The following is a 21482-nucleotide window of genomic DNA, read 5'->3' on the forward strand; positions in this document are numbered from 1 at the left end:
ACGCGGTCATTTGCCGATGCAGAAGGTCGAGAAGATCCGTCCCAGAACCGCCTCCGGGTCGATGCGACCCGTGATCCGGTCCAACGCACGCGCCGCCAGCCGGACATCCTCGGCCGCCAGTTCCAGCTGCTCGTCCTGCGCGAGCGCATGGCGAAGACGCTCGGCCGCCTCGGTCAGCAGTTGCTTATGCCTGAGCCGAGTCGCGGCGGGCGGCTCAGCGCCGCCCAGGGCTTCGGTGACCCGCTCGGTCAGCAGCCGGCGCAGCCACGCCATGTCGCTGGGGCCCCTGGCCGTGACTTCCGCCGAGGGCAACCCCATCCGCCGCGCGACCTCCGCCGCCCAGGCCCCGGCGCGACCCACCGGCCGGTCTCGCTTGGTGATGAGACAGATGTCCCCCTCGCCCACCTCGTCAGGAAGACCGGGCAGCTCGTCGGCCGAGCCATCCACCAGCCACAGCCTAAGGTCCGCGCTCTCGGCCCAGGCCCTCGCCCGCCGGACGCCCTCGGCCTCGATCGCCTCCTCGGTGTCGCGGATGCCGGCGGTGTCGGCGAGCAGGACCTTGTATCCGCCCAACACCAGCGGGACCTCGATCACGTCCCGGGTGGTTCCGGCATGCGGCGTCACGATCGCCGCCTCGCGCTCGACCAGCGCGTTCAGCAATGTGCTCTTTCCCGCGTTCGGCGCGCCCATCAGCGCGATCCGATAGCCCTCCCGGACCCGCTCGCCGCGCTCGGCGTCGAGGATGTTCTTTTCGATGTCGCGGACGAGGGCTTCCAGCACCGGGCGGGCGCGCGACGCCACATCGGCCGGCACCTCCTCGTCGGGGAAGTCGACCGCCGCCTCGAACATCGCCAGCGCCTCGGTCAGGGCGTCGCTCCAGCGCGCTTGCACGCCTGACAGCCGGCCGCCCAGCTGCTCCAGCGCCTGGCGGCGCTGCTGTTCGGTCTCCGCGTCGATCAGGTCGGCCACGCCCTCGGCCTGGGCGAGATCGAGCTTTCCATTCTCGAACGCCCGCCGGGTGAACTCGCCCGGCTCCGCCAGCCGCAGCCCCAGCGCCGCCAGCGCCTCGAGCAACGCGCCGACCACCGCGGTCCCGCCGTGCACATGGAACTCGGCGCTGTCCTCGCCCGTGTAGCTGGCCGGCCCCTCGAAGAAGAGCACCAGCGCCTTATCGATGTCGCGGCCCTGGCTGTCCCGCAGCCGCCGCACAGCGGCCCGCCGCGCCTCTGGCACGTTCCCCGACAGATCCTCGACAGCGCGTCGGGCCTCCGGCCCCGACACACGGACGACCGCGACCGCCGCGCGGCCGGCGGCGGTCGCCGGCGCGAAGATCGTGTCGGTCATTCCTTGGGCGAGGACCCGCCGAGGCCCGCTTCCATCATCTTGCGGAACTGCTCCTGGGCGCCGGCGCCGAAGGTCATCCAGTTCTTCATGAACTCTTCCGGCGACAGCAGCGAGACGTTGGCGTCGATGCGCTTGCTCATCTCCTGAACCAGGTGGTCGTTCAGGCCGCTCACATCCGGCAGGCCGAGAAACCGGCGGGCCTCCTCCGGGGTGCAGTCCACCTCGATCGTCATCTTCATGGCGTCATGCCCTCGTACTTGGAGTTCCATATGGCCGCGGGGGGCCCTGACACGCTAGTACCCTTGGCCGAAGGGCTTTGCATACGGGAGACCATGTCCATGGGCGAGCGCACGACCATCACCACCGCCGACGGCGAATTCAGCGCCTATGTGGCGAGGCCTGCAGCCGAGAACGCGCCGGCCATCGTCGTGATCCAGGAGATCTTCGGCGTGAACAAGGTGATGCGCGACATCGCCGACGACTTCGCCGCCCAGGGCTATCTGGCGATCTGCCCCGACCTCTTCTGGCGCATCGAGCCCGGCATCGACATCACCGACCAGTCGGAAGCCGAGTGGAAGAAGGCCTTCGAACTGTTCAACGCCTTTGACGTCGACCAGGGCGTCAAGGACATCGCCGCCACCATCAAGGCCGTCCGGGCCGATCCCCAGTGCAACGGCAAGGTCGGCGCGGTGGGCTTCTGCCTCGGCGGGCTGCTGGCCTTCCTCACCGCTGCCCGGACCGACGCCGACGCCTCGGTTTCCTACTACGGCGTGGGTATCGAGAACCGCGTCGGCGAGGCCGAGAAGCTGACCCGGCCGCTGCTGATCCACATCGCCGAGGCGGACCAGTTCGTGCCCAAGGAGGCCCAGGCGGTCATACTTCAGGCGCTCGCGCACCATCCGCAGGTCGAACTGCACACCTATCCGGGGCGTGACCACGCCTTCGCCCGCAAGGGCGGCGAGCACTACCACGAGGCGGACGCGGGTCAGGCCAACGCCCGCACCGCCGCCTTCTTCAAGGCCAACCTCTGATGCGCGCCGTCCAGTTCGCCCGCACCGGCAGCCCCGAGGTTCTGGAGCTGGTGGAGGTGGAGACGCCGGTTCCCGCCGCCGGCCAGGTGCTGATCCGCCATGAGGCGATCGGCATCAACTTCATCGACACCTATCATCGCAGCGGCCTCTACCCCGTGAAGCTGCCGACGACCCCCGGCGGCGAGGCCGCCGGCGTGGTCGAGGCCGTGGGCGAAGGCGTCACCCGCTTCAAGGCCGGCGACCGGGTCGCCTACTCCGGAGGCTTCGGCGGCTATGCCGAAGCGAACGTCGTGGCCGCCGATCGGGTGGTGAGGGTCCCGGACGGCGTGGATGCGCACACCGCCGCGGCAAGCCTGCTGAAGGGTATGACGGTCGAAGCCTTCATCCGCCGGTGCTACCCGGTGCAGGCCGGTCAGACCGTCCTGGTTCACGCCGCGGCCGGCGGCGTCGGCCAGATCATGGTCCAGTGGCTGAAGGCCATCGGCGCCGAGGTGATCGCCACCGTCGGCTCGGATGCGAAGGCCGCCCGGGCGCGCGAGCTGGGCGCCGACCACGTCATCCTCTACCGCGAGCAGGACGTGGCTGCCGAGGTCCGCGGGATCACCGGCGGCAAGGGCGTGCCCGTCGCCTACGATTCCGTCGGCAAGGATACCTTCGAGGGTACGCTCGGCAGCCTCGCCCGTCGCGGCTGGTTCGTTGCGTTCGGCAACGCGTCGGGCCCTGCGCCGGCGGTCGACCCGATCCGGCTGATGCGCGGCGGCTCGCTGGTCTTCACCCGTCCGACCCTGTTCGACTTCATCGCCACGACCGAGGAGCTCGACGCCAGCGCCGCGGCCCTGTTCGAGATGATCGGCTCGGGCCAGGTCAAGATCGAGATCGGACAGACCTTCCCGCTTGCCGACGCCCGGCGCGCCCACGAGGCGCTCGAGGCCCGGGAGACGGTCGGCGCCAGCCTGCTGATCCCCTGATTACAACCTCGCCTGTCGCGCAGGGAGACGCACTCCCGCACGGCAGGCGGGGTTAATTTCGCGACAGAGCCGATTTCACAAAGCGAAGGGGCTCCAGTTTCCCGAAGCCCCTGAAAACACTGAACTTTCCCTAGAGCCGAAGTCTAGGTGTTCATAGACTGGAAGAAGTCGTCGTTGTTCTTCGACTGCCGCAGCTTGTCGAGCAGGAACTCGATTGCGTCCTGGGCGCCCATCGGGTTCAGGATGCGGCGGAGGATGTAGGTCTTCTGGAGGTGCTCCTTCGGCGTGATCAGCTCCTCCTTCCGCGTGCCGGACTTGAGCACGTCGATGGCGGGATAGATCCGCTTGTCGGCGACCTTGCGGTCCAGCACGATTTCCGAGTTACCGGTGCCCTTGAACTCTTCGAAGATGACTTCGTCCATCCGGCTGCCGGTGTCGATCAGGGCCGTGGCAATGATCGTCAGCGAGCCGCCTTCCTCGATGTTCCGGGCTGCGCCGAAGAAGCGCTTCGGCCGCTGCAGGGCGTTGGCGTCGACGCCGCCGGTCAGCACCTTGCCCGAGGACGGCACCACGGTGTTGTAGGCGCGGCCCAGGCGGGTCACGGAGTCCAGCAGGATGACGACGTCGCGCTTGTGCTCGACCAGGCGCTTGGCCTTCTCGATGACCATCTCGGCCACCTGGACGTGACGCGTCGCCGGCTCGTCGAAGGTGGAGGAGATCACCTCGCCCTTCACCGTGCGCTGCATATCGGTGACTTCTTCCGGGCGCTCGTCGATCAGGAGGACGATCAGGTAGCACTCGGGGTGATTGGTCTCGATCGACTTGGCGATGTTCTGCAGCATCACCGTCTTGCCGACGCGCGGCGGGGCGGTGATCAGGCAGCGCTGGCCCTTGCCGAGCGGCGCCACGATGTCGATGACCCGGCCGGATCGGTCCTTCAGGGTCGGATCGTCGATCTCCATCTTCAGCCGCTCGTCGGGATAGAGCGGCGTCAGGTTGTCGAACAGGACCTTGTGCCGGACGCTTTCCGGCGTCTCGAAGTTGATCTGGGTGACGGCGACCAGCGCAAAGTAGCGTTCGCCCTCACGCGGCGCGCGCACGGCGCCGACCACCGAGTCGCCGGTGCGCAGGCCAAACTTCCGGATCTGCGAGGGGCTGACGTAGATGTCGTCGGGGCCGGGGAGATAGTTCGCTTCCGGCGAGCGCAGGAAGCCGAAGCCGTCCTGCACCACTTCAAGCGTGCCCGAGCCCGAGATCTCCACGCCTTCCTCGGCGAGGGTCTTCAGGATCGCGAACATCATGTCCTGCTTGCGCATGGAGTTCGCGTTCTCGACCTCCAGCTGCTCGGCGAAGGCGAGCAGGTCGGCCGGCGACTTGTCCTTCAGCTCCTGGAGGCTCATCTGCGACAGGCCCATGGCGGCGATCGCCTTGGCGGCCTCGCTAGGCTCGTCGTCGGCTTCGATCTCCGCCACCACGGCCTCTTCAGCCTGGGCGTCGGCCGACGGCGTCTCGGCGACCTCGGCGTCCAGCGCTTCGGTTTCGGGCATTTCGTTATCGTCTTGCATGTTGAATCTACTTAGCAATTCAGCCGCAGCAGGACGGAGTCCTGGCGCAGCTTGGGGAAACGTGTAGGCGGCCTGTCGGTCGCCGTTGTCGATTTCGGGGGCCGGTCCTATGCGCGTTCTGAAGCCGCGCAGGCCGGCGGAAAGGCGGGGCGCGCCGCTTGTCGCGACGCGTGGGGGTCAGCAGGACCACATCGGGGATGAAGGGTCAAGCGCGGCGCTTTCGCCGTCCCGCCTTGGATATGGGGTCAGCGCGAGCCGAATTCCAGCACCACCGCAAGGACGGCGATGATCGCGAGCAGGAACGGGATTTCGTTGGTGGCGCGCCAGAACTTCGCGCTCTTCGGCCGCTCTCCGGCGGCGAGCCGGCGGCGCGACTTCGACAGGAAGCCGTGCCAGCCGGACAGCGCGATGACCACCAGGAGCTTCGTCAGGATCCACGGCTGCAGCAGGAAGTCCCAGCCGCGGCCTGCCACGAAGATGTGGAAGTAGAGCAGGCTGAGACCCAGCAGCCAGGTCAGGCCCATGGCCGGATTGATGATGATGCGGAGCAGCTTCGCTTCCCAGACCTGGAAGTGGGCGTCGAACTCGCTGCCCGGCGGCGCCGTCTCGGTGTGGTAGGCGAACAGCCTCGGCAGGTACATCATGCCGGACATCCACGCGATGACCGCGATGATGTGCAGCGCGCGCAGCAGGTTGTACCAGTCCATCAGGCCGCCCTCCCCGACGCGTCCGCACGCCGGCACGCACACTTCCCATATTCGCTTGGGCACAGCCAAGGTCCGAACGGCCCGATCTCTGGGCTCGCGCTCTCCACCGCGTCGGCCAGGGCGGCGATGAAACTCGGCCTGACCCGCGGCGTCGGCGCCCGCAGATAGACGTCGACGCCGAGCTCGCGAGCGAGCTGCGCATACTCGTGGTCGAGCTCGACGAGCGTCTCGACGTGCTCGGAGACGAAGGCGATAGGGCAGATCAGCAGGCCCTTGCCGTCTTCGGCCGCCTTGCGGATCTCGTCCTCGGTCGAGGGCTCCAGCCACTTCAGGCGGCCGACCCGGCTCTGGAAGCTGACCCGCCACTCCGGCAGCTCGGGCAGCAACGCCGCGACCGCCGCCGCGGTGGCGCGGATCTGGGCTTCGTAAGGGTCGCCAGCGTCGACGACCTTCTGCGGCAGGCCGTGGGCGGAGAACAGAACCCGGATGTCCGCCGGCCGGCCCACAGCCTCCCACGTCTCGCGGATGCCGTCCGCATAGGCCGCCGCCACGCCCGCGGCGTTGGGATAGCAGCAGACGGTGCGCGATCGGCCCGGCCCTGGGTAGGCACGCCGCCAATCCTGGATCGACGAGCCCGTCGTCGTCGTCGAGAACTGCGGATAGAGCGGAAGCAGGACGATTTCGTCAGGCGCGAAAGCCGCCACCGCCTTGGCCGTCTGTTCAGCGCGCGGCTTCCAGTATCGCATCGAGATGAAGACCCGGGTCTCGACTCCTGGCGCTCGCCGGATCAGTTCGGCTTCCAGCGCCCGCGCCTGCTCCTCCGTCTCGGGCAGCAGCGGCGAGCGGCCGCCCATGATCGCGTAGTTGGCCTGGGCCACCTTCTCACGCGTGGTGGAGATAAGCGCCGCCAGCGCATAGCGCGCGACGGCCGGCAACTGGATGATCGCCGGATCGCGGAACAGGTTGAACAGGAACGGCTTTACGGCCTTGAGGCTGTCCGGCCCGCCCAGGTTGAAGAGAACGACCGCGCGTTTCACGCCTTCACCGGCTTGCCCGTGACGCGGCTGACCACCCGGGCGATGTTCTCGATGGGCGTGTCAGGCAGCACGCCGTGTCCGAGATTGAAGATCCACGGCCCCTGACCCCACTGCGCCATCAGCTGGTCGACCCGGGCGTCCAGGGCCGGTCCGCCGGCCCGCAGCAGCAGATTGTCGAGCGCGCCCTGGATGCAGCGGCCCTGGGCCTGCAACCGGCGACCCATGGCGGCGGTCGCCTGCGTGTCCAGGGCGATCCCTTCCACCGGCGAGCCCTCGGCATAGTTCTCCACCAGGGCGCCCGCGCCCCGCGGGAAGCCGATGAAGGGCGCCGTGACGCCAGCCGCGCGAACCTTGTCGACGATGGCGGCATGCGGCTTCACGACGATCCGCTCGAAAACGTCCTCCGAAAGCCCCTCGGCCCAGCTTTCGAACAGCTTCAGAGCCTGGGCGCCGGCCTTGGCTTGCATCACGAGATAGCGGGCGGTCGCCTCGACCAGCACCTCCAGCAGCGCGTCCAGCGTCTCGGGATGCTCGTAGGCAAAGGCGCGAGCGGCCTCCCGGCCCGAGCCCCGGCCTTCGAGCATGTAGGTCGCCACCGTCCAGGGTGCGCCGGCGAAGCCGATCAGCGTGCGCTCTGGCTCCAGCTCGCTCCGCACCCGCGACAGCGTCTCCCCGACCGCGGCCAACCGGCCGGTCGAGGCCTCGATCTGGTCGCGCAGCATCTCGATCGGCGGAAGCGGATCGAGCCGCGGTCCCTCGCCGGCCTCGAACCAGACCTTCTGGCCTAGGGCCAGCGGGATCAGCAGGATGTCGGCGAAGACGATCGCGGCATCCATCGGGAAGCGGCGCATCGGCTGCAGTGTGGCCTCGGCGGCCATCTCCGGGTGCAGGCAGAAGGCGATGAAGTCCGGCGCCCTCGCGCGCAGCTCGCGATACTCGGGAAGCGAACGTCCCGCCTGCCGCATGAACCAGATCGGGGGCCGGTCCTGCGTTTCACCGGCAAGGGCGCGCAGGAGCTTGGGAGTGGGCTCGCTCATCGGGAGCCTTAAAGCCCGAGAGGCCTTCCCGCTCAAGCCCGGGTCTGACGCCCCCCTCTTCTCTTCAATCCTTAAGAATCTTGAAAAGGGATGAGGAAGGAGAGGCAGGGCCTGTCGAGGACGTGGATAACCGGCTTGTCCCTGCGGCGTTACGTGCGTTTTCCCCACATCGTCCCGACCCTTCGCGGAAAGTTCTCCCGTCCTGTGGATCGCGGGGACAGCCCGCCAAGCCCCCTGACGCAATTAAGGTTTCGTTAACCAGCGAGGGGACGACCCGCGGCATTCCCGGTTCGGGGCGGCCGGTTGTCGACATTCTCGCGGCGTCGGCGCCCTGCCGGGCCGGCCCTGTTGGTTAAGGAAGCGTAAACGGCCAATTTCATCCCGCCCATCCACCGGGCCCGGTAAAGCCGGCATGAGGTGCGGCGGTTCTCCCCATCTGCGCTCCCGTTCGCTAAGAGGGGTTCCACAGATTTCATCCCCAACTTCCTGGGTGCGACCGAATTGCCGACCACCACGCCCCAACGGCTCGCCACCTACTTCCACGTCCACCTGGTGTCTGACTCCACGGGCGAGACGCTAAACGCCATGGCGCGGGCAGTCTGCGCCCGTTTCGAGAACGTGCTGCCGATCGAACACATCTACGCCCTGGTCCGATCGCAGCGGCAGCTCGACCGTGCCCTGGGCGACATCGAGGAGGCGCCGGGCATCGTCCTGCACACGATCGTCGACGACAAGCTGCGCCACGTCCTGGAGGAAGGTTGCCGGCGTCTCGACATGCCTTGCATCCCGGCGCTGGATCCGCTGGTCAGCGCCATGCAGCGGTATCTCGGCGCCGCGACGACCAGCCGGGTCGGCGCGCACCTGCGGCTCGACAACGACTACTTCAACCGCATGGACGCGCTGAACTACGCCATCGGCCATGACGACGGCCAGGGCGGCCAGGATCTCGACCAGGCCGACGTCGTCCTGGTGGGCGTGTCCCGGACCTCCAAAACCCCGACCTGCATCTATCTCGCTCACCGTGGCGTGCGGGCGGCGAACGTGCCGCTGGTGCCCGGCCGACCCGTGCCCGAGAAGCTCTTCACGATGAAGAACACCCTGGTGGTCGGCCTGACCGTTTCGCCCGACCGCCTGATCCAGATCCGCCGCAACCGGCTGCTCAGCCTGAAGGAAAACCGGGAGTCGACCTACATCGACGTGGACGCCGTGCGCGAGGAGATCGTCTACGCCCGCCGGCTCTACGAGCGACAAGGGTGGCCCACCATCGACGTCACCCGCCGGTCCGTCGAAGAGACGGCGGCGGCTGTGCTCAATCTCCTGCACGGCGGCCATGGCCAGGTGGAGGTGCTGGGTTGAGCGATCCGATTATCCTGGCGTCCAAGAGCGCCGCGCGCCGGGCCGTCCTCGAGGGCGCCGGCGTTCCGTTCGAGAGCGTCGTCGCGGGCGTCGACGAGGACGCCGTGAAGGGCTCGCTGCTCGCCGAGGGCGCGACGCCCCGAGACATCGCCGACACCCTGGCCGAGCTGAAGGCGATCCGGGTCTCCCGCCGCCGTCAGGGGTTCGTGATCGGATCGGATCAGACGTTGGAGCTGGACGGCCGCCTCTACGACAAGGCCGATAGCGTCGAGGCCGCCCGCGAGCGGCTGAAGCTGCTGCGCGGCAAGCCCCACAAGCTGCACTCGGCGGTGGTGGTCGCCAAGGACGGCACGCCGATCTGGCGCGAGGTCGTCACCTGCACCCTGACCATGCGCGAGTTCTCGGACGACTTCCTGGAGGCCTACCTGGCGAGCGAGGGGGAACAGGCGCTGGGCTCGGTTGGCTGCTACCGGCTCGAGGGTCCCGGCGCCCAGCTCTTCGTCCGGATCGAGGGGGACTACTTCGCGATCCTGGGCCTGCCCCTGATGGGGCTGCTCGATCTCCTTCGCCGCCATGGAGCCCTCGCCGCATGAAGCCGCCGATCACCGGACGCACCCTGGTGGCGGGCGTCGCCGGGCAGCCGGTCGCCCATTCGCTGTCTCCGCTGATCCACAACGCCTGGTTGGCGGCGGCCGGCATCGACGGTGTCTATGTGGCCTTCGCGCCGGACGCCGACCGGTTCGAGGTGTTCGTCGACGGGCTTCGCGGCGGCGCCATCCGCGGGCTGAACGTCACCATCCCGTTCAAGGAAGTCGCGCTCTCGATCGCCGATGTGGTGAGCCCCCGGGCGCAGAAGGCGGCCGCGGCCAACCTGCTCACCTTTGAAACCGACGGGCGGGTGACGGCGGACAACACGGACGGCGCAGGCTTGCTCATGGCGATGGCTATTCAGGCTCCAGGCTTCGATCCTAAGGCGGGGCCGGTGGCCGTGCTCGGAGCTGGCGGTGCGGCCCGCGGCGCGGTGGCGGCGCTGCTCACCGCCGGCGCGCCGCAGGTGCGGATCGTAAACCGGACCCTCGCAAAGGCCGAGGCGGTCGCCGGAGCGGTCGGGTTGGGAGCGGTCGCCTGCCCCCTGGACGCCGCCGGGCGGGCGTTCGACGGCGTGACGGCGGTGATCAACGCCACGTCGGCCGGGCTCACGGGCCAACCCGCCCTCGACGTACCCCTGGAAGCGACGCCTGAGACGGCGGTGGTGATGGACATGGTCTATAAGCCCCTGGAAACGCCGTTGCTGGCGCGAGCCCGGCAGCTAGGACGCCGCACGGTCGACGGGCTGGAGATGCTGATCCGGCAGGCCGCGCCCTCCTTCGAAGCGTTCTACGGCGCTACGCCGCCGGCCGACGTAGACGTCCGCGGCATGGCCCTGGACGCGCTCGAGCGATGAAGGTCATCGGCCTGACGGGCTCCATCGGGATGGGCAAATCCACCACCGCGGCGATGTTCCGGGAGGCGGGCGTGCCGGTCTATGACGCCGACGCCGCCGTCCACGATCTCTATGACGAGGGCGGCGCGGCGGTGGGTCCGGTCGGAGAGGCCTTTCCGGGCGTGGTGAAGGGCGGGCGGGTCGATCGCGAGGAGCTCCGCAAGCGCGTGCTCGGCGACCCCCAAGCGCTGAAGCGGCTGAACGCCATCGTTCATCCGCTGGTCGGCCAGGACCGCGTCAGCTTTTTCCAGGCCGCAGAGGCGATGGGCGCCGACCTGGTGGTGCTCGACATCCCGCTCCTGTTCGAGACGGGCGGCCACGAGCGCGTGGATTATGTCGTGGTGGCGTCCGCCCCGCCGGAGATGCAGCGCGAGCGGGTGCTGGCCCGGCCGGGAATGACGCCCGACCGCCTGGACGCCATTCTAGCCCAGCAGACGCCGGACGCCGAAAAGCGGGCCCGGGCCCATTTCCTCGTCGACACCGGCAAGGGCCTGGAGCACGCGCGCGGCCAGGTCCTCCACATCATTGCGGCCCTGCGCGCTTCCGCCGGTTGAAATCCATCGCCGACGCAGGCCATTGAGAGGTCATGGCGCGCGAGATCGTCCTCGATACCGAAACCACCGGCTTCGACCCGAACACCGGCGACCGCCTGGTCGAACTGGCCTGCCTGGAGATCGAGAGCTTCGTGCCGACCGGTCGCTCGCTGCACGTCTATATCGATCCATGCCGCGACATGCCGGCCGAGGCCGAGAAGGTGCACGGCCTTTCGTCGGCGTTCCTGCGCGGCAAGCCCCGCTTTGAGCATCCCGAGGTGGTCGAGGCCTTCCTCGACTTCATTGGCGACTCGCCGCTGATCGCGCACAACGCCGCATTCGACCGCGGCTTCATCAATTGGGAGCTCGCGAACTGCAATCGCGAGGAGATCCCCGAGCACCGCTGGGTGGACACCCTGGCCCTGGCCAAGCAGCGCTTCCCGGGGATGCACAATTCGCTGGATGCGCTCTGCAGGCGGTTCAAGATTTCGCTGGCCGAGCGCGAGAAGCACGGCGCGCTCATCGACACCAAGCTGCTGGCGGCGGTCTATCTGGAGCTTCGCGGCGGCCGTGAACGGCGGCTGGAGCTTACCGCGACGGCGGCGGTCAGCGCGGTGCATGCCGCGACGCGCAACGCCTACGGCGCCCGCCCTCGTCCGCTAGCTCCGCTCTCCACCGAAGACGAACGCGCCGCGCACGCCGCTTTCATCCGCGACGTGGTCAAGAGCGAAGAGCTCTGGAGCAAGTTCGGGCTCTGACGTCCCTCCCCTGCAGGGCGGGGGCCGGTCAGGCGTGACCGACGTTCTCGGCTTCCTGCGCCTTGCGGGCGGCATAGACGCCAGCGAAGTCGATCGGATCCAGCATGAAGGGCGGGAAGCCGCCTTCCGCAGTGACGTCGGCGATGACCCGGCGGGCGAACGGGAACAGATAGCGCGGGCACTCGATCAGCAGCACCGGCTCCATGTCCTCGGCCGGAATCCCCGCGATCTGGAAGACGCCGCCATACAGCAGCTCGACCACGAACAGGGCGCCGTCCTCGCGCACGGCCTTGGCCGAGAGCTTCAGGTCCACCTCGAACAGGCCGTCTTCGCGGCCGCGGGCGTTCATCTCGACGCCCAGGTCGATCTGCGGCTGGCCCTGACCCGCGCGCAGGGCCTCGGGCGCCCGCGGGTTCTCGAACGAGAGATCGCGGATGAACTGGGCGAGGATGCGGATGCCGGGGCCTTCGCCGCCTTCGGGGGCGCCCACGGCGCCGGCGTCAAATTCGGACATTTTCGGCTAAAATCCTGTTGGCGGCGTCGAGTTCGGCGCCCGCTTGGGCGGCTCGGCTAACATGGCGCCCCTGGCGATGCAACGCCGCCCCTGACGGCGGCGTTCCGGCAGCCTATATAGAGGCGTTGGACGTCCAGTGCGTCCGAAGCCGCAAGGGAAAGCGTTGCAAGTTCTCGAGCTGATCATATTCGCCGGCCTCGCGGCCATCGTGCTCTACCAGCTCTACGCGGTGCTGGGCCGGCGCGTGGGCCGCCAGCCGGAAGACAACCAGCCGCAGCCGGAAACGGCGCAGGGGCCGGTGCGTCCCCTCGATCGCCCGCTCGAGCCGGTGGACGACGGCGTGGCGCTGACGGGCCTGGCGGCGGTGCGGGCGCTGGATCCCAGCTTCGACGTCAGCCGCTTCCTCGGCGGGGCCAAGCAGGCCTACGAGATGATCGTGCGGGCCTTCGCCGAGGGCGACCGGGCCACGCTGAAGAACCTGCTCGCTCCGCAGGTGCTCGCCAGCTTCGAACAGGCGATCGACCAGCGCGAGGCTGAGGGTCGCACCGAGACCGTGGAATTCTTCCACAGCCCGCGCGCCGATCTGGAGAAGGCGGACGTGGGGCCGTCCGACCTGGCCCGCGTGGTGGTCCGCTTCCTCGCCGAGTTCCGCAGCCGCTCGAAGGGTCCGGAAGGCGAGGCCGTCGACGACCGCCGCACCGCCGAACTCTGGACCTTCGAACGCAATCTTAAGAGCCGCGATCCAAACTGGATGCTGGTCCACGTCGACGCCGCGGAGGCGTAAGTCCCTTGAACCTGCGCCCGGTCCTGGGAGCCGCGATCGCGGCCCTGAGCCTCGCCGCCTGCGCCACGCCCACAGCGGTCCCGCCAGTGGGACCTGGTCCCGTGACGCCGCACCGGCCGAGGCCTGAACCCCCGGCGCCGCGGCTCGAGCCCGCGCCTGTCCGACCCGTCGAACTGTCCAGCCTGCAGGGTTGGGCCCGGGAGGACCACGCCGCCGCCTTCCGCGCGTTCCGGGAGACGTGCCACGTCGCGCGCCGCCGCGAGCTCGCCGACGCCTGCGCACGGGCCAAGGCGCGCGGGACCCTCGGCCCCTCCGACGCCAAGGCCTTTTTCGAGGAGGTCTTCCAGGCCGAAGCCGTGCCGGGCGACGGCGTGCTCACCGCCTACTTCGCGCCGGTCTATGCGGCCCGGCGCAAGCCCGACGCGGAATTCAGCATGCCGGTCCGGCCCAAGCCGGCCGACCTGGTCAATGGCCAGGTCTATGCCGATCGGACGGAGATCGAGGGCCGACCGACGGACGAAGCCATCGCCTGGATGCGGCCCGAGGAACTGTTCTTCCTGCAGATCCAGGGTTCGGGCGTGCTGGTGTTCGAGGACGGCCGCCGGATGAAGGCGCTCTACGCCGCGAACAACGGTCGGCCCTTCATCGGCATCGCAAATCCCATGCGCGACCGAGGCCTCCTGGCGCGCGACAATACCTCCGGGGAGGCGATCCGCGCCTGGCTCGCCGCCCATCGCGGACCTGAGGCCGACGAGATCATGCGCCTTAACCCGCGCTACGCCTTCTTCCGGCTGGCGCCTGACGACGGCAAGCCGCCGGTGGGCGCGGCGGGGGTCCCGCTGCCCGGCGGCCGGGCGATCGCGGTCGACCCCGGCTTCAACACCTACGGCGACGTGTTCTGGATCGAGGGCGAGGCGCCGCTGCTGGCCGGCGCGTTCCCGACCTATCGGCGTCTGGTGACGGCGCTGGACACCGGCGGCGCCATCAAGGGCCGGGTCCGCGCCGACCTCTACCTGGGCGAGGGTCCCGCCGCCGGGACCGAGGCCGGGCGCGTGCGCCATACCCTGCGCATGTATCGCCTCGTCCCACGGTCATGAAACGTCCGCTGAAGCCGGAGGAGCTGAGGATCTGGTCCCTGGTGGCCGCCACGGTCCACCCGCTGCCCGGCAAGGCGACGCCGAAGAGGCCCGCGCCGCAGACCCTCGACGCGCCCGCCCGTATCGACCCCAAGACCCTCAAGGCCAGATCTCCCGAGAGCGCGCGCGAAGGGGTCGACGATATCGAGCCCAACCGGAAGACCCGCATCGCGCGCGAACGCGATCCGATCGGCGCGCGCATCGACCTGCATGGCATGATCCAGGATCGCGCCCGCGCCGCGTTGGAAGCCTTCCTCGGCCGCGCCTGGGACGAAGGGTACCGCGCCGTCCTGGTGATCACCGGCAAGGGCGTGCAGGGCGACGGCGTCCTGCGCCGCCAAGCGCCCGAATGGCTGGCGGCCTCGCACCTGGCCCACATCGTCGCCGGCGTCTCCGAAGCTCACCGCCGGCACGGCGGGGCGGGCGCGCTTTACGTGGCGCTCAAGCGGAAGCCGCGGGGCTAATCGGCTTTCGCAGGCTCAGCCGCTGCCGCTACCACCATAAGGCTGCGCAGATAGGTGGAGATCGGGATGCTCGGCGCTTTCGTGGGGTAGGGTTTGCTGGCTGCCATCAGGGTCCACCCGTCCGGCGCCCTGGCGGCCGTCACCCGGATGGCGACGTCCATCATCGAGAACGGCGCCTTGACCCAGGCGCAGGTCACAGGGATCGCGTCAGCGCCGCGGAGCTTGAGGGCGCCCAACGACTGCACCTGCTCGGGACCGACCATCTTGTTCGTGCCGGGCAGGCCCTTGCGAAGGCTGGCTCCGAACGTTTCGGGCACGCGACGGCAACGATCGGCGTCCAGCGGCGCGGCGCTCGTGGCGCCCTGGAAGATGTAGAGGGTGGTCTCCGGGCCGTTCTCGTCGGCGTAGGCGCAGGCGGCGCCGGTCGCACCCTGGTCCGGAATATCGCCGAGCGTGACCTCGGTCAGGCGTACGCCGGCCGTGGCCGAGGGGCAGCGGAACCCACTTTGGCGATGGGTCAGGCCGGCGGCGTCAACGTCGAAAGCCGCACGCGCCTCCGGGGTGGCCGCGGCCAGCACCTGCTCCGCGTTCGGCGCGGCCGCAGCGGCGAGGAGAGCGATCAGGAGCATCGCGCCAGTCTAGGGGAGATCGGGGCCTATTTCAGGCGTCAGCTCTTGCGCGAGGCCTTCTCGGCCAGGCCGGACGTCCCTTCGCGGGCCTCGAGCCGCTCGGCCACCTCGTCGAGGCTGACGCCGGCGGCGGCCAGCACCACCAGCCAGTGATAGACGAGGTCGGCGCTCTCGGCGGTCAAGGCCTCGCGGTCGCCCTGGGCGGCGGCGATCACCGTCTCCACCGCCTCCTCGCCCAGCTTCTTGGCGGCGCGGTCCAGATCCGAGAGGAGCTGGGCCGTGTAGGAGGTCGACGCATCGCCGCCCCTGCGGGTCTCGATGGTGGCGGCCAGTCGGCCGATGACCTCGGTGAAGCGCTGGTGGGGCATCAGGCGGCCTCCTCGGTGATGCGCACGGGGAGGCCCTCGGCGGCCATGGCCGACTTCACCTGACCGATGGAAACCTCGCCGAAGTGAAAGATCGAGGCGGCGAGCACGGCGTCGGCGCCGGCGCGCACGGCATCGACCATGTGCTGTGCATTGCCGGCCCCGCCCGAAGCGATCACCGGCACGCCCACCGCCTGCGTCACTTGACGCAGCAGGTCGAGGTCGTAGCCGGTCTTGGCGCCGTCGCGGTCCATGGAGGTGAGAAGGATCTCGCCGGCCCCGTGCTTCACGACGTCGACGGCGTAGTCGACCACGTCGAGGCCTGTGTCCTCGCGGCCGCCGTAGATGAAGACGCGCCAGCGGTCGCCAACCTTCTTGGCGTCGATGGCGACCACCGTCGCCTGGCTGCCGAAGGCGTCGGCGCAGCCCGAGATCAGGGTGCGATCCTTCACGGCGGCCGTGTTGATGCTGATCTTGTCGGCCCCGGCCAGCAGCAGGCGGCGGGCGTCCTCAACCTGCCGGATGCCGCCGCCCACCGACAGCGGCATGAAGCAAACCTCGGCCGTGCGGGCGACCACGTCGAAGATGGTGCCGCGGTTCTCGTGGCTGGCGGTGATGTCCAGGAACATCAGCTCGTCGGCGCCGGCGGCGTCATAGGCCCGCGCCTGCTCCACCGGATCGCCGGCGTCGCGCAGGCTGACGAATTGCACGCCCTTCACCACGCGCCCGTCCTTCACGTCGAGGCACGGGATGACGCGCACGTTGAGCATCAGGCGGCGACCTTCAGGGCTTGCGCCGGGTCGATGGCGCCGTTGTAGAGCGCCCGCCCCAGGACTGCGCCGGCGATCGGCGTGCCCGGCCGCGCCTTCACCTTGACGAGGTCGTCGACCGAGGCCAGGCCGCCGGCCGCGATCACAGGGATGCGGACGACGTCGGCGATGGCTCCGAAGGCCTCGACGTTGAAGCCCATCACCGTGCCGTCGCGGTCGATGTCGGTGATGATCAGGGCGCCGACGCCGGCGTCCTCGAACCGCTTCGCCACGGTTATGGCGTCGAGGTCGCTGTCGGCGGTCCAGCCCTGCACGGCCACCTTGCCCTTCCGGACGTCGACGCTGACGGCGATCTGCTCGGGGAACAGGCGGGCGGCTTCGAGGACGATCTGCGGCTCCTTCACCGCGACCGTGCCCAGGATCACCCGGCTGACGCCTGCCTCGATCCAGCGCTCCACGTCGGCCAGGGTGCGGATGCCGCCGCCGAGCTGCACCGGAATGGACACCGACGACAGGATGGCCTCAACGGCCTGGGCGTTCACGGCCTGGCCCTGCACCGCACCGTTCAGGTCGACGACGTGCACCCAGTGGAAGCCCGCGTCGGCGAACGACTTCGCCTGGGCGCCCGGATCGTTGTTGAAGACGGTCGCCGTGGAAAGATCGCCGTGCAGCACGCGCACGCACTGGCCGTCCTTCAGGTCGATGGCGGGATAGAGGATCAAGGGCGCCACTCCAGGAAGTCGGCTAGGAGCGAGAGGCCGGCGGACTGCGACTTCTCGGGGTGGAACTGGACGCCGGCCATGTTGCCGTGCGCGACGGCCGCCGGGAAGCGGCCGCCGTGGTCGACATAGGCTGCGACGTCGGCGGGGTCCTGCGCGAAGAAGGCGAAGGAGTGGGTGAAATAGACGGGTCGGCCGCCCTGCAGCGACCGGAAGACCGGATGATCGATCACGTCCAGCAGGGCGTTCCAGCCCATGTGCGGCACCTTGGCGGCGGGATCGCCGGGTTCGATGCGCTTCACGTCGCCGGGGATCCAGCCCAGGCCGGCCGTCTCCCCGAACTCCAGGCCCCGGGTGGCCATCAGCTGCATGCCGACGCAGATGCCAAGGAACGGCGCGCCGCGGCGGCGCACCGCCTCGTCCATCGCCTCCCGGACACCCTGCCGCGCCTCCAGCGCCGCCATGCAGGCGGCGAAGGCGCCGACGCCGGGCAGCACGACGCGATCGGCCTTGGCGACGAACCCGGGATCGTGGGTGACGACGATATCCGCCCGCCCGCCGGCGGCGCGGACGAGGGCCTTTTCGGCCGAGCGCAGATTGCCCGACCCGTAGTCGATCAGGGCGACGCTCTGCATGGGATGATCCTTACAGCACGCCCTTGGTGGAAGGGGCGTGGCCGTGGGTCTTGGGGTCGAGCTCGACGGCCTGCCGCAGCGCGCGGGCGAGCGCCTTGAAGCCGCTCTCGGCGATGTGGTGCGAATTGGCGCCGTACAGGCACTCCAGGTGCACGCATGCGCCAAGGTTCATGGCGAAGGCGTGGTGGAACTCCTTGAACAGCTCGGTGTCCATGTCGCCGACCTTGGGCGTGCGGAACTCGGTCTTCCAGATGAGGTAGGGCCGGTTCGACAGGTCGATGGCGCAGCGCGACAGGGTCTCGTCCATCGGGATGTAGGCGTGGCCGAAGCGGCGGATGCCCTTGAAGCCGTCCAGCGCCTCCTTGATCGCCTGGCCCAGAACGATCCCGGTGTCCTCGACGGTGTGGTGCATGTCGATGTGCAGGTCGCCCTTGGTCTCGACCTTCAGGTCGATGCCGCCGTGACGGGCGAAGCTGTCCAGCATGTGGTCGAAGAAGCCGACGCCCGTGGAGACCTCGGACACGCCGGTCCCGTCCAGATCCACCCAAACCCGGATCTGGGTCTCCTTGGTGTCGCGGCGGACTTCAGCCGTGCGGCTCATCGTCTTCAGTACCCCTTGGATTCCGCCAGGTCCTTGAGCGAGACCAGCGGGCGCGGGCCGTAGTGCGAGATCACCTCGGCCGCCGCCAGGGACGCCAGCTTGCCGCATTGCTGCAGCGGCCGCCCCCGCGAGAGGCCGAACATGAACCCGGCCGCGTATTGGTCGCCCGCGCCGGTCGTGTCCACGACTTTTTCCACAGGCTCGGCGGCCACGGTCAGGCGCTCGCCCTCCGAGAGGATGATCGAGCCCTTCTCGCTCCGGGTGACGGCGGCGAGCTTCACCCGCTGGCGCAGCGCTTCGGCGGCCTGGTCGAAGTCGTTGGTCTCGAAGAGGGCCAGCAGCTCGGCCTCGTTGGCGAACAGCAGGTCGACCTGGCCCTCGATGAAGCCCAGCAGGGCGGCGCGGTGGCGCTCGACCACGAAGCTGTCCGACATGGTCAGCGCGATCATCCGGCCCGAACCGTGGGCGAGGGCGGCGGCCTTGGCGAAGGCGCGGCGGGCGGCCTCGGCGTCGAAGAGGTAGCCTTCCAGGTAGACGATCTTCGAGGCCTCGATCACGGCGTCCTCGACGTCCGCGTCGCTGAACTCCACCGAGGCGCCCAGGAAGGTGCACATGGTGCGCTGGCCGTCGGGGGTGACGTTGATCATCGAGACGGCGGTGGCCGGACCGCCGGTCAGGGGCTGGTTCTCGAAGCGGGCGCCGATGGCCCGCATGTCGTGGCCGAACACCCGGCCCAGCTCGTCGTCGGCGACCTTGCCCATGAAGGCGCCCCTGCCGCCGAAGCTGGCGAGGCCGGCGATGGTGTTGGCCGCCGAGCCGCCGGAGGCTTCCACGCCCGCCTGCATCTTCGAGTAAAGCGCTTGGCTCTGCTGCTGGTCGACGAGCTGCATCGAGCCCTTGGCGAGGCCCTGCTCCACGATCCATTCGTCGGTGGTCGGCGCGATCACGTCGACGATGGCGTTGCCGATGGCGGCGACGTCGTAGAGCTCTGGCATTGCTGAAAATCTTCCCCGGCGAGCGCGTGGGGGCCGATTACAGCGAAAGGCCGCCCCGGGCTAGGTGCGGATGAACAGATGCCGCGACGGGCAGAGGTCGGCCACGGGGCACTCTTCGCACTTCGGGCGGCGCGCGACGCAGGTGTAGCGGCCGTGCAGGATCAGCCAGTGGTGGGCGCGCGTCAGGTAGGGCTCGGGCACGATGGCCATCAGGTCGGCCTCGACGGCGTCAGGCGTCTTACCCTGCGATAGCGCCAGCCGGTGCGAGACCCGGAAGACGTGGGTGTCGACGGCGATGGCGGGTTCGACCCGCAGTTCGTTCAGCACCACCGAGGCCGTCTTGCGTCCGACGCCCGGCAGGGCCTGCAGCTTCTCGCGCTCCAGCGGCACCTCGCCGCCGTAGTCGTCGACGAGGATCTGCGCCATGCGGATGACGTTCTTGGCCTTGGTGTTGAAGAGGCCGATGGACGAGATGAAGGGCTTCAGCCCCTCTTCGCCCAGGACGAGCATCTTCTGCGGGGTGTCGGCGACCTCGAACAGCTTCGCCGTGGCCTTGTTGACCGAGACGTCGGTGGCCTGGGCCGACAGCGCCACGGCGACAACCAGGGTGTAGGGACTGTCGTAGGCCAGCTCGGTCCGCGGATCGCTCTCGAGGCTCTCGAACCGGGAGAACAGCTCCTGGATGCGCGCTTTCTCGGCAGGCTTCAGGGGTTTGCGCGTCGCGGGGCGGGCCATGGCGCTAGATGGCCTGCGCCGCAGGCGTTCGCCAAGTGGCCCCTTGGGCGCATGCGGACCTCGAACTATCATCGCCCCCGATGATCTCGGCCCTCTACATGGATGCGGTGATCACCCCGAACCGGTCTCTGTCCGAGCGGGGGTTCGTCGTCCTGATCAGCATCATCACCTTGGCCAACGTCGCCTCGGCGGCGGTGTTCGTCGCCATGGGCGCCCATTGGGTGCCGATCTTCCTCGGGATCGACCTGGCGGCGGTGATCGTCGCCTTCCTGATCAGCTACCGGCAGGCGCGCAACGTCGAGCGGGTGCAGGTCTCGCCGCACCAGGTGGTCGTCACCTACGAGACGCCGAAGTGGAGCCGGATCGTCTGGGAAAGCCCCACGGCCTTCACCCGGGTGAACGTCGAACGGGACGCCGAAGACGGGCAGGTGGTGGCGCTCAGGCTGGCGCTGTCGGGCCGGGAGACGCCGGTGGCCGTCGCGCTCAGCCCCCGTGAACGCGCCGAGTTCGCCCGCGCCCTGGAAGACGCGATCTGGCGGGCCAGGCGGGGCGGCTAGGCCTCGGCCACGGCCCTGCGAAGTTCCTCGAGGCGACGCGTGTCGGCCGGATGGGTGGAGATCACTTCCGGCGGCTGGGCCTGGCCTCCGGCGCGCGTGGACATCCGCTCCCAGAACCGCACGGCCGCGGCCGGATCCATGCCGGCCCGCCGCATGAGATCGACCCCGACCCGGTCGGCCTCCAGCTCGTGCTTGCGCGAATAGGGCAGGATCACGCCGAACGTCGCGCCGAGCCCCAGGGCGGCTCCGATCTCCGCCGCCCCTTCGCCGTTCTCGCCCGAGAGCACCATCTGGGCGATCGAGATGCCGGCGTTCACCGCCAGCTCCTGGCTGACACGTTCGGCCGCGTGGCGGGCGACGACGTGCCCGACCTCGTGACCCAGCACCGAGCCGATCTCGCCGTCCGAGCCCGCGAACTCGAAGAGGCCTCGGAAGAAGCCCACCTTGCCGTTCGGCAGGACGAAGGCGTTGAACTCATCGGAGTCGAGGACGGCGAACTCCCAGTCGAGCGTCCTGCCGGACGCCTTGGCGATCGCCGCGCCGATGCGGCTCAGCCGCGCATGGGCGGCGGGATCGCGCACCGGCGGCGCCTGGGCGACGACTTCCGACCATGCATTGTCCGCCAGCTGAGCCAGCTGGGCGTCATCGACGAAGACCAGCTGGTTGCGGCCGGTGGCGCTGTTCTCGCTGCAGGCGGCGAGCGACAGGGCGCCGAGCCCCGCCATAAGGCCTCGCCGTGAGAAGCAGACGCCGCACATG

At 69.3% G+C, this 21482-nt stretch carries 27 protein-coding genes; 11 read left to right on the forward strand and 16 right to left on the reverse strand.

All coding sequences use genetic code 11. From position 1 onward, the window contains the following. Positions 1 to 6: 6 nt before the first annotated feature. Entirely contained in the window at positions 7 to 1344 is a 1338-nt protein-coding gene (gene mnmE / locus ACO2Q0_RS07960; RefSeq protein WP_423350958.1) for a tRNA uridine-5-carboxymethylaminomethyl(34) synthesis GTPase MnmE, read from the reverse strand. Next, positions 1341 to 1583 carry a DUF6489 family protein gene (locus ACO2Q0_RS07965; RefSeq protein WP_423350959.1) on the reverse strand — a complete coding sequence of 81 codons (243 nt, stop codon included), beginning with the start codon at positions 1581 to 1583 and terminating at the stop codon, positions 1341 to 1343. The genes mnmE and ACO2Q0_RS07965 overlap by 4 nt, the downstream gene beginning before the upstream one ends. Positions 1584 to 1682: 99 nt before the next feature. On the opposite strand from ACO2Q0_RS07965, the gene ACO2Q0_RS07970 reads away from it, so the two are divergent. Next, positions 1683 to 2375, forward strand: coding sequence for a dienelactone hydrolase family protein (locus ACO2Q0_RS07970; RefSeq protein ID WP_423350960.1), 693 nt, complete (start codon positions 1683 to 1685; stop codon positions 2373 to 2375). After that, positions 2375 to 3343 carry a quinone oxidoreductase family protein gene (locus tag ACO2Q0_RS07975; protein WP_423350961.1) on the forward strand — a complete coding sequence of 323 codons (969 nt, stop codon included), beginning with the start codon at positions 2375 to 2377 and terminating at the stop codon, positions 3341 to 3343. The genes ACO2Q0_RS07970 and ACO2Q0_RS07975 overlap by 1 nt, the downstream gene beginning before the upstream one ends. Positions 3344 to 3486: 143 nt before the next feature. Here ACO2Q0_RS07975 and rho read toward each other — a convergent pair whose 3' ends face one another. The 4 genes from rho to hemE form a co-directional block, all read right to left on the reverse strand. Next, positions 3487 to 4890, reverse strand: coding sequence for a transcription termination factor Rho (rho, locus tag ACO2Q0_RS07980; RefSeq protein ID WP_423350962.1), 1404 nt, complete (start codon positions 4888 to 4890; stop codon positions 3487 to 3489). A 263-nt stretch (positions 4891 to 5153) separates the two neighbouring features. Next, entirely contained in the window at positions 5154 to 5615 is a 462-nt protein-coding gene (locus ACO2Q0_RS07985) for a CopD family protein (protein ID WP_423350963.1), read from the reverse strand. Beyond that, the gene (gene hemH, locus ACO2Q0_RS07990; protein WP_423350964.1) at positions 5615 to 6652 is read right to left on the reverse strand and encodes a ferrochelatase; all 1038 of its coding nucleotides are present in this window, start codon (positions 6650 to 6652) and stop codon (positions 5615 to 5617) included. Before hemH ends, ACO2Q0_RS07985 begins: the two co-directional genes overlap by 1 nt. After that, positions 6649 to 7689: a uroporphyrinogen decarboxylase gene (gene hemE, locus ACO2Q0_RS07995; RefSeq protein WP_423350965.1), complete on the reverse strand. Its 1041-nt coding sequence runs from the start codon at positions 7687 to 7689 to the stop codon at positions 6649 to 6651. Before hemE ends, hemH begins: the two co-directional genes overlap by 4 nt. A 474-nt stretch (positions 7690 to 8163) precedes the next feature. Here hemE and ACO2Q0_RS08000 point away from each other — a divergent pair, with 474 nt between their 5' ends. From ACO2Q0_RS08000 to dnaQ, 5 genes are read left to right on the forward strand one after another with little or no spacing between them, the layout of a single operon-like run. Further along, positions 8164 to 9045 carry a pyruvate, water dikinase regulatory protein gene (locus ACO2Q0_RS08000; protein ID WP_423351586.1) on the forward strand — a complete coding sequence of 294 codons (882 nt, stop codon included), beginning with the start codon at positions 8164 to 8166 and terminating at the stop codon, positions 9043 to 9045. After that, positions 9042 to 9638 carry a Maf family protein gene (locus tag ACO2Q0_RS08005; RefSeq protein WP_423350966.1) on the forward strand — a complete coding sequence of 199 codons (597 nt, stop codon included), beginning with the start codon at positions 9042 to 9044 and terminating at the stop codon, positions 9636 to 9638. Before ACO2Q0_RS08000 ends, ACO2Q0_RS08005 begins: the two co-directional genes overlap by 4 nt. Further along, the gene (gene aroE / locus ACO2Q0_RS08010; RefSeq protein ID WP_423350967.1) at positions 9635 to 10489 is read left to right on the forward strand and encodes a shikimate dehydrogenase; all 855 of its coding nucleotides are present in this window, start codon (positions 9635 to 9637) and stop codon (positions 10487 to 10489) included. Before ACO2Q0_RS08005 ends, aroE begins: the two co-directional genes overlap by 4 nt. Beyond that, positions 10486 to 11082: a dephospho-CoA kinase gene (gene coaE, locus ACO2Q0_RS08015; RefSeq protein ID WP_423350968.1), complete on the forward strand. Its 597-nt coding sequence runs from the start codon at positions 10486 to 10488 to the stop codon at positions 11080 to 11082. Before aroE ends, coaE begins: the two co-directional genes overlap by 4 nt. Positions 11083 to 11114: 32 nt before the next feature. Continuing rightward, on the forward strand, positions 11115 to 11819 hold the full coding sequence (dnaQ, locus tag ACO2Q0_RS08020; RefSeq protein ID WP_423350969.1) for a DNA polymerase III subunit epsilon: 705 nt from the start codon (positions 11115 to 11117) through the stop codon (positions 11817 to 11819). Positions 11820 to 11847: 28 nt separating this feature from the next. On the opposite strand, the gene secB is transcribed toward dnaQ, so the two are convergent. Further along, the gene (gene secB, locus ACO2Q0_RS08025; RefSeq protein ID WP_423350970.1) at positions 11848 to 12333 is read right to left on the reverse strand and encodes a protein-export chaperone SecB; all 486 of its coding nucleotides are present in this window, start codon (positions 12331 to 12333) and stop codon (positions 11848 to 11850) included. 163 nt (positions 12334 to 12496) lie between these two features. Here secB and timA point away from each other — a divergent pair, with 163 nt between their 5' ends. Genes timA through ACO2Q0_RS08040 form a run of 3 tightly spaced genes read left to right on the forward strand, consistent with a single transcriptional unit; the run spans position 12497 to position 14717 of the window. Then, positions 12497 to 13117: a TIM44-related membrane protein TimA gene (gene timA, locus ACO2Q0_RS08030; RefSeq protein ID WP_423350971.1), complete on the forward strand. Its 621-nt coding sequence runs from the start codon at positions 12497 to 12499 to the stop codon at positions 13115 to 13117. A gap of 5 nt (positions 13118 to 13122) precedes the next feature. After that, entirely contained in the window at positions 13123 to 14214 is a 1092-nt protein-coding gene (locus ACO2Q0_RS08035) for an MltA domain-containing protein (protein WP_423350972.1), read from the forward strand. Beyond that, a complete protein-coding gene (locus ACO2Q0_RS08040) occupies positions 14211 to 14717 on the forward strand; it encodes a Smr/MutS family protein (protein ID WP_423350973.1) in 507 nt (168 codons plus the stop codon). Before ACO2Q0_RS08035 ends, ACO2Q0_RS08040 begins: the two co-directional genes overlap by 4 nt. Here the strand turns inward: ACO2Q0_RS08040 and ACO2Q0_RS08045 are convergent. From ACO2Q0_RS08045 to nth, 8 genes are read right to left on the reverse strand one after another with little or no spacing between them, the layout of a single operon-like run. Beyond that, entirely contained in the window at positions 14714 to 15346 is a 633-nt protein-coding gene (locus tag ACO2Q0_RS08045; RefSeq protein WP_423350974.1) for a hypothetical protein, read from the reverse strand. The genes ACO2Q0_RS08040 and ACO2Q0_RS08045 overlap by 4 nt on opposite strands. 38 nt (positions 15347 to 15384) lie before the next feature. Further along, positions 15385 to 15714: a phosphoribosyl-ATP diphosphatase gene (locus ACO2Q0_RS08050; RefSeq protein WP_423350975.1), complete on the reverse strand. Its 330-nt coding sequence runs from the start codon at positions 15712 to 15714 to the stop codon at positions 15385 to 15387. Further along, the gene (hisF, locus tag ACO2Q0_RS08055) at positions 15714 to 16481 is read right to left on the reverse strand and encodes an imidazole glycerol phosphate synthase subunit HisF (RefSeq protein ID WP_423350976.1); all 768 of its coding nucleotides are present in this window, start codon (positions 16479 to 16481) and stop codon (positions 15714 to 15716) included. Before hisF ends, ACO2Q0_RS08050 begins: the two co-directional genes overlap by 1 nt. Continuing rightward, on the reverse strand, positions 16481 to 17203 hold the full coding sequence (gene hisA, locus ACO2Q0_RS08060; RefSeq protein WP_423350977.1) for a 1-(5-phosphoribosyl)-5-[(5-phosphoribosylamino)methylideneamino]imidazole-4-carboxamide isomerase: 723 nt from the start codon (positions 17201 to 17203) through the stop codon (positions 16481 to 16483). The genes hisF and hisA overlap by 1 nt, the downstream gene beginning before the upstream one ends. Further along, complete coding sequence (gene hisH, locus ACO2Q0_RS08065) at positions 17200 to 17835, reverse strand: imidazole glycerol phosphate synthase subunit HisH (RefSeq protein ID WP_423350978.1); 636 nt, start codon at positions 17833 to 17835, stop codon at positions 17200 to 17202. Before hisH ends, hisA begins: the two co-directional genes overlap by 4 nt. Positions 17836 to 17845: 10 nt before the next feature. After that, positions 17846 to 18436 carry an imidazoleglycerol-phosphate dehydratase HisB gene (gene hisB, locus ACO2Q0_RS08070; protein WP_423350979.1) on the reverse strand — a complete coding sequence of 197 codons (591 nt, stop codon included), beginning with the start codon at positions 18434 to 18436 and terminating at the stop codon, positions 17846 to 17848. A gap of 5 nt (positions 18437 to 18441) precedes the next feature. Continuing rightward, on the reverse strand, positions 18442 to 19431 hold the full coding sequence (locus tag ACO2Q0_RS08075) for an adenosine kinase (RefSeq protein WP_423350980.1): 990 nt from the start codon (positions 19429 to 19431) through the stop codon (positions 18442 to 18444). Between the two features lie 60 nt (positions 19432 to 19491). Then, positions 19492 to 20166 (reverse strand): endonuclease III, encoded by a 675-nt coding sequence (gene nth / locus ACO2Q0_RS08080; protein WP_423350981.1) that lies wholly within the window; start codon positions 20164 to 20166, stop codon positions 19492 to 19494. Between the two features lie 80 nt (positions 20167 to 20246). Between nth and ACO2Q0_RS08085 the strand changes: the two genes are divergently transcribed. Beyond that, on the forward strand, positions 20247 to 20723 hold the full coding sequence (locus ACO2Q0_RS08085; protein ID WP_423350982.1) for a DUF2244 domain-containing protein: 477 nt from the start codon (positions 20247 to 20249) through the stop codon (positions 20721 to 20723). Here ACO2Q0_RS08085 and ACO2Q0_RS08090 read toward each other — a convergent pair. Then, positions 20720 to 21448: a M48 family metallopeptidase gene (locus ACO2Q0_RS08090; RefSeq protein ID WP_423350983.1), complete on the reverse strand. Its 729-nt coding sequence runs from the start codon at positions 21446 to 21448 to the stop codon at positions 20720 to 20722. The genes ACO2Q0_RS08085 and ACO2Q0_RS08090 overlap by 4 nt on opposite strands. Positions 21449 to 21482 lie beyond the last annotated feature (34 nt).

The organism is Phenylobacterium sp. VNQ135 (assembly GCF_049445735.1).
Lineage (GTDB): Bacteria > Pseudomonadota > Alphaproteobacteria > Caulobacterales > Caulobacteraceae > Phenylobacterium.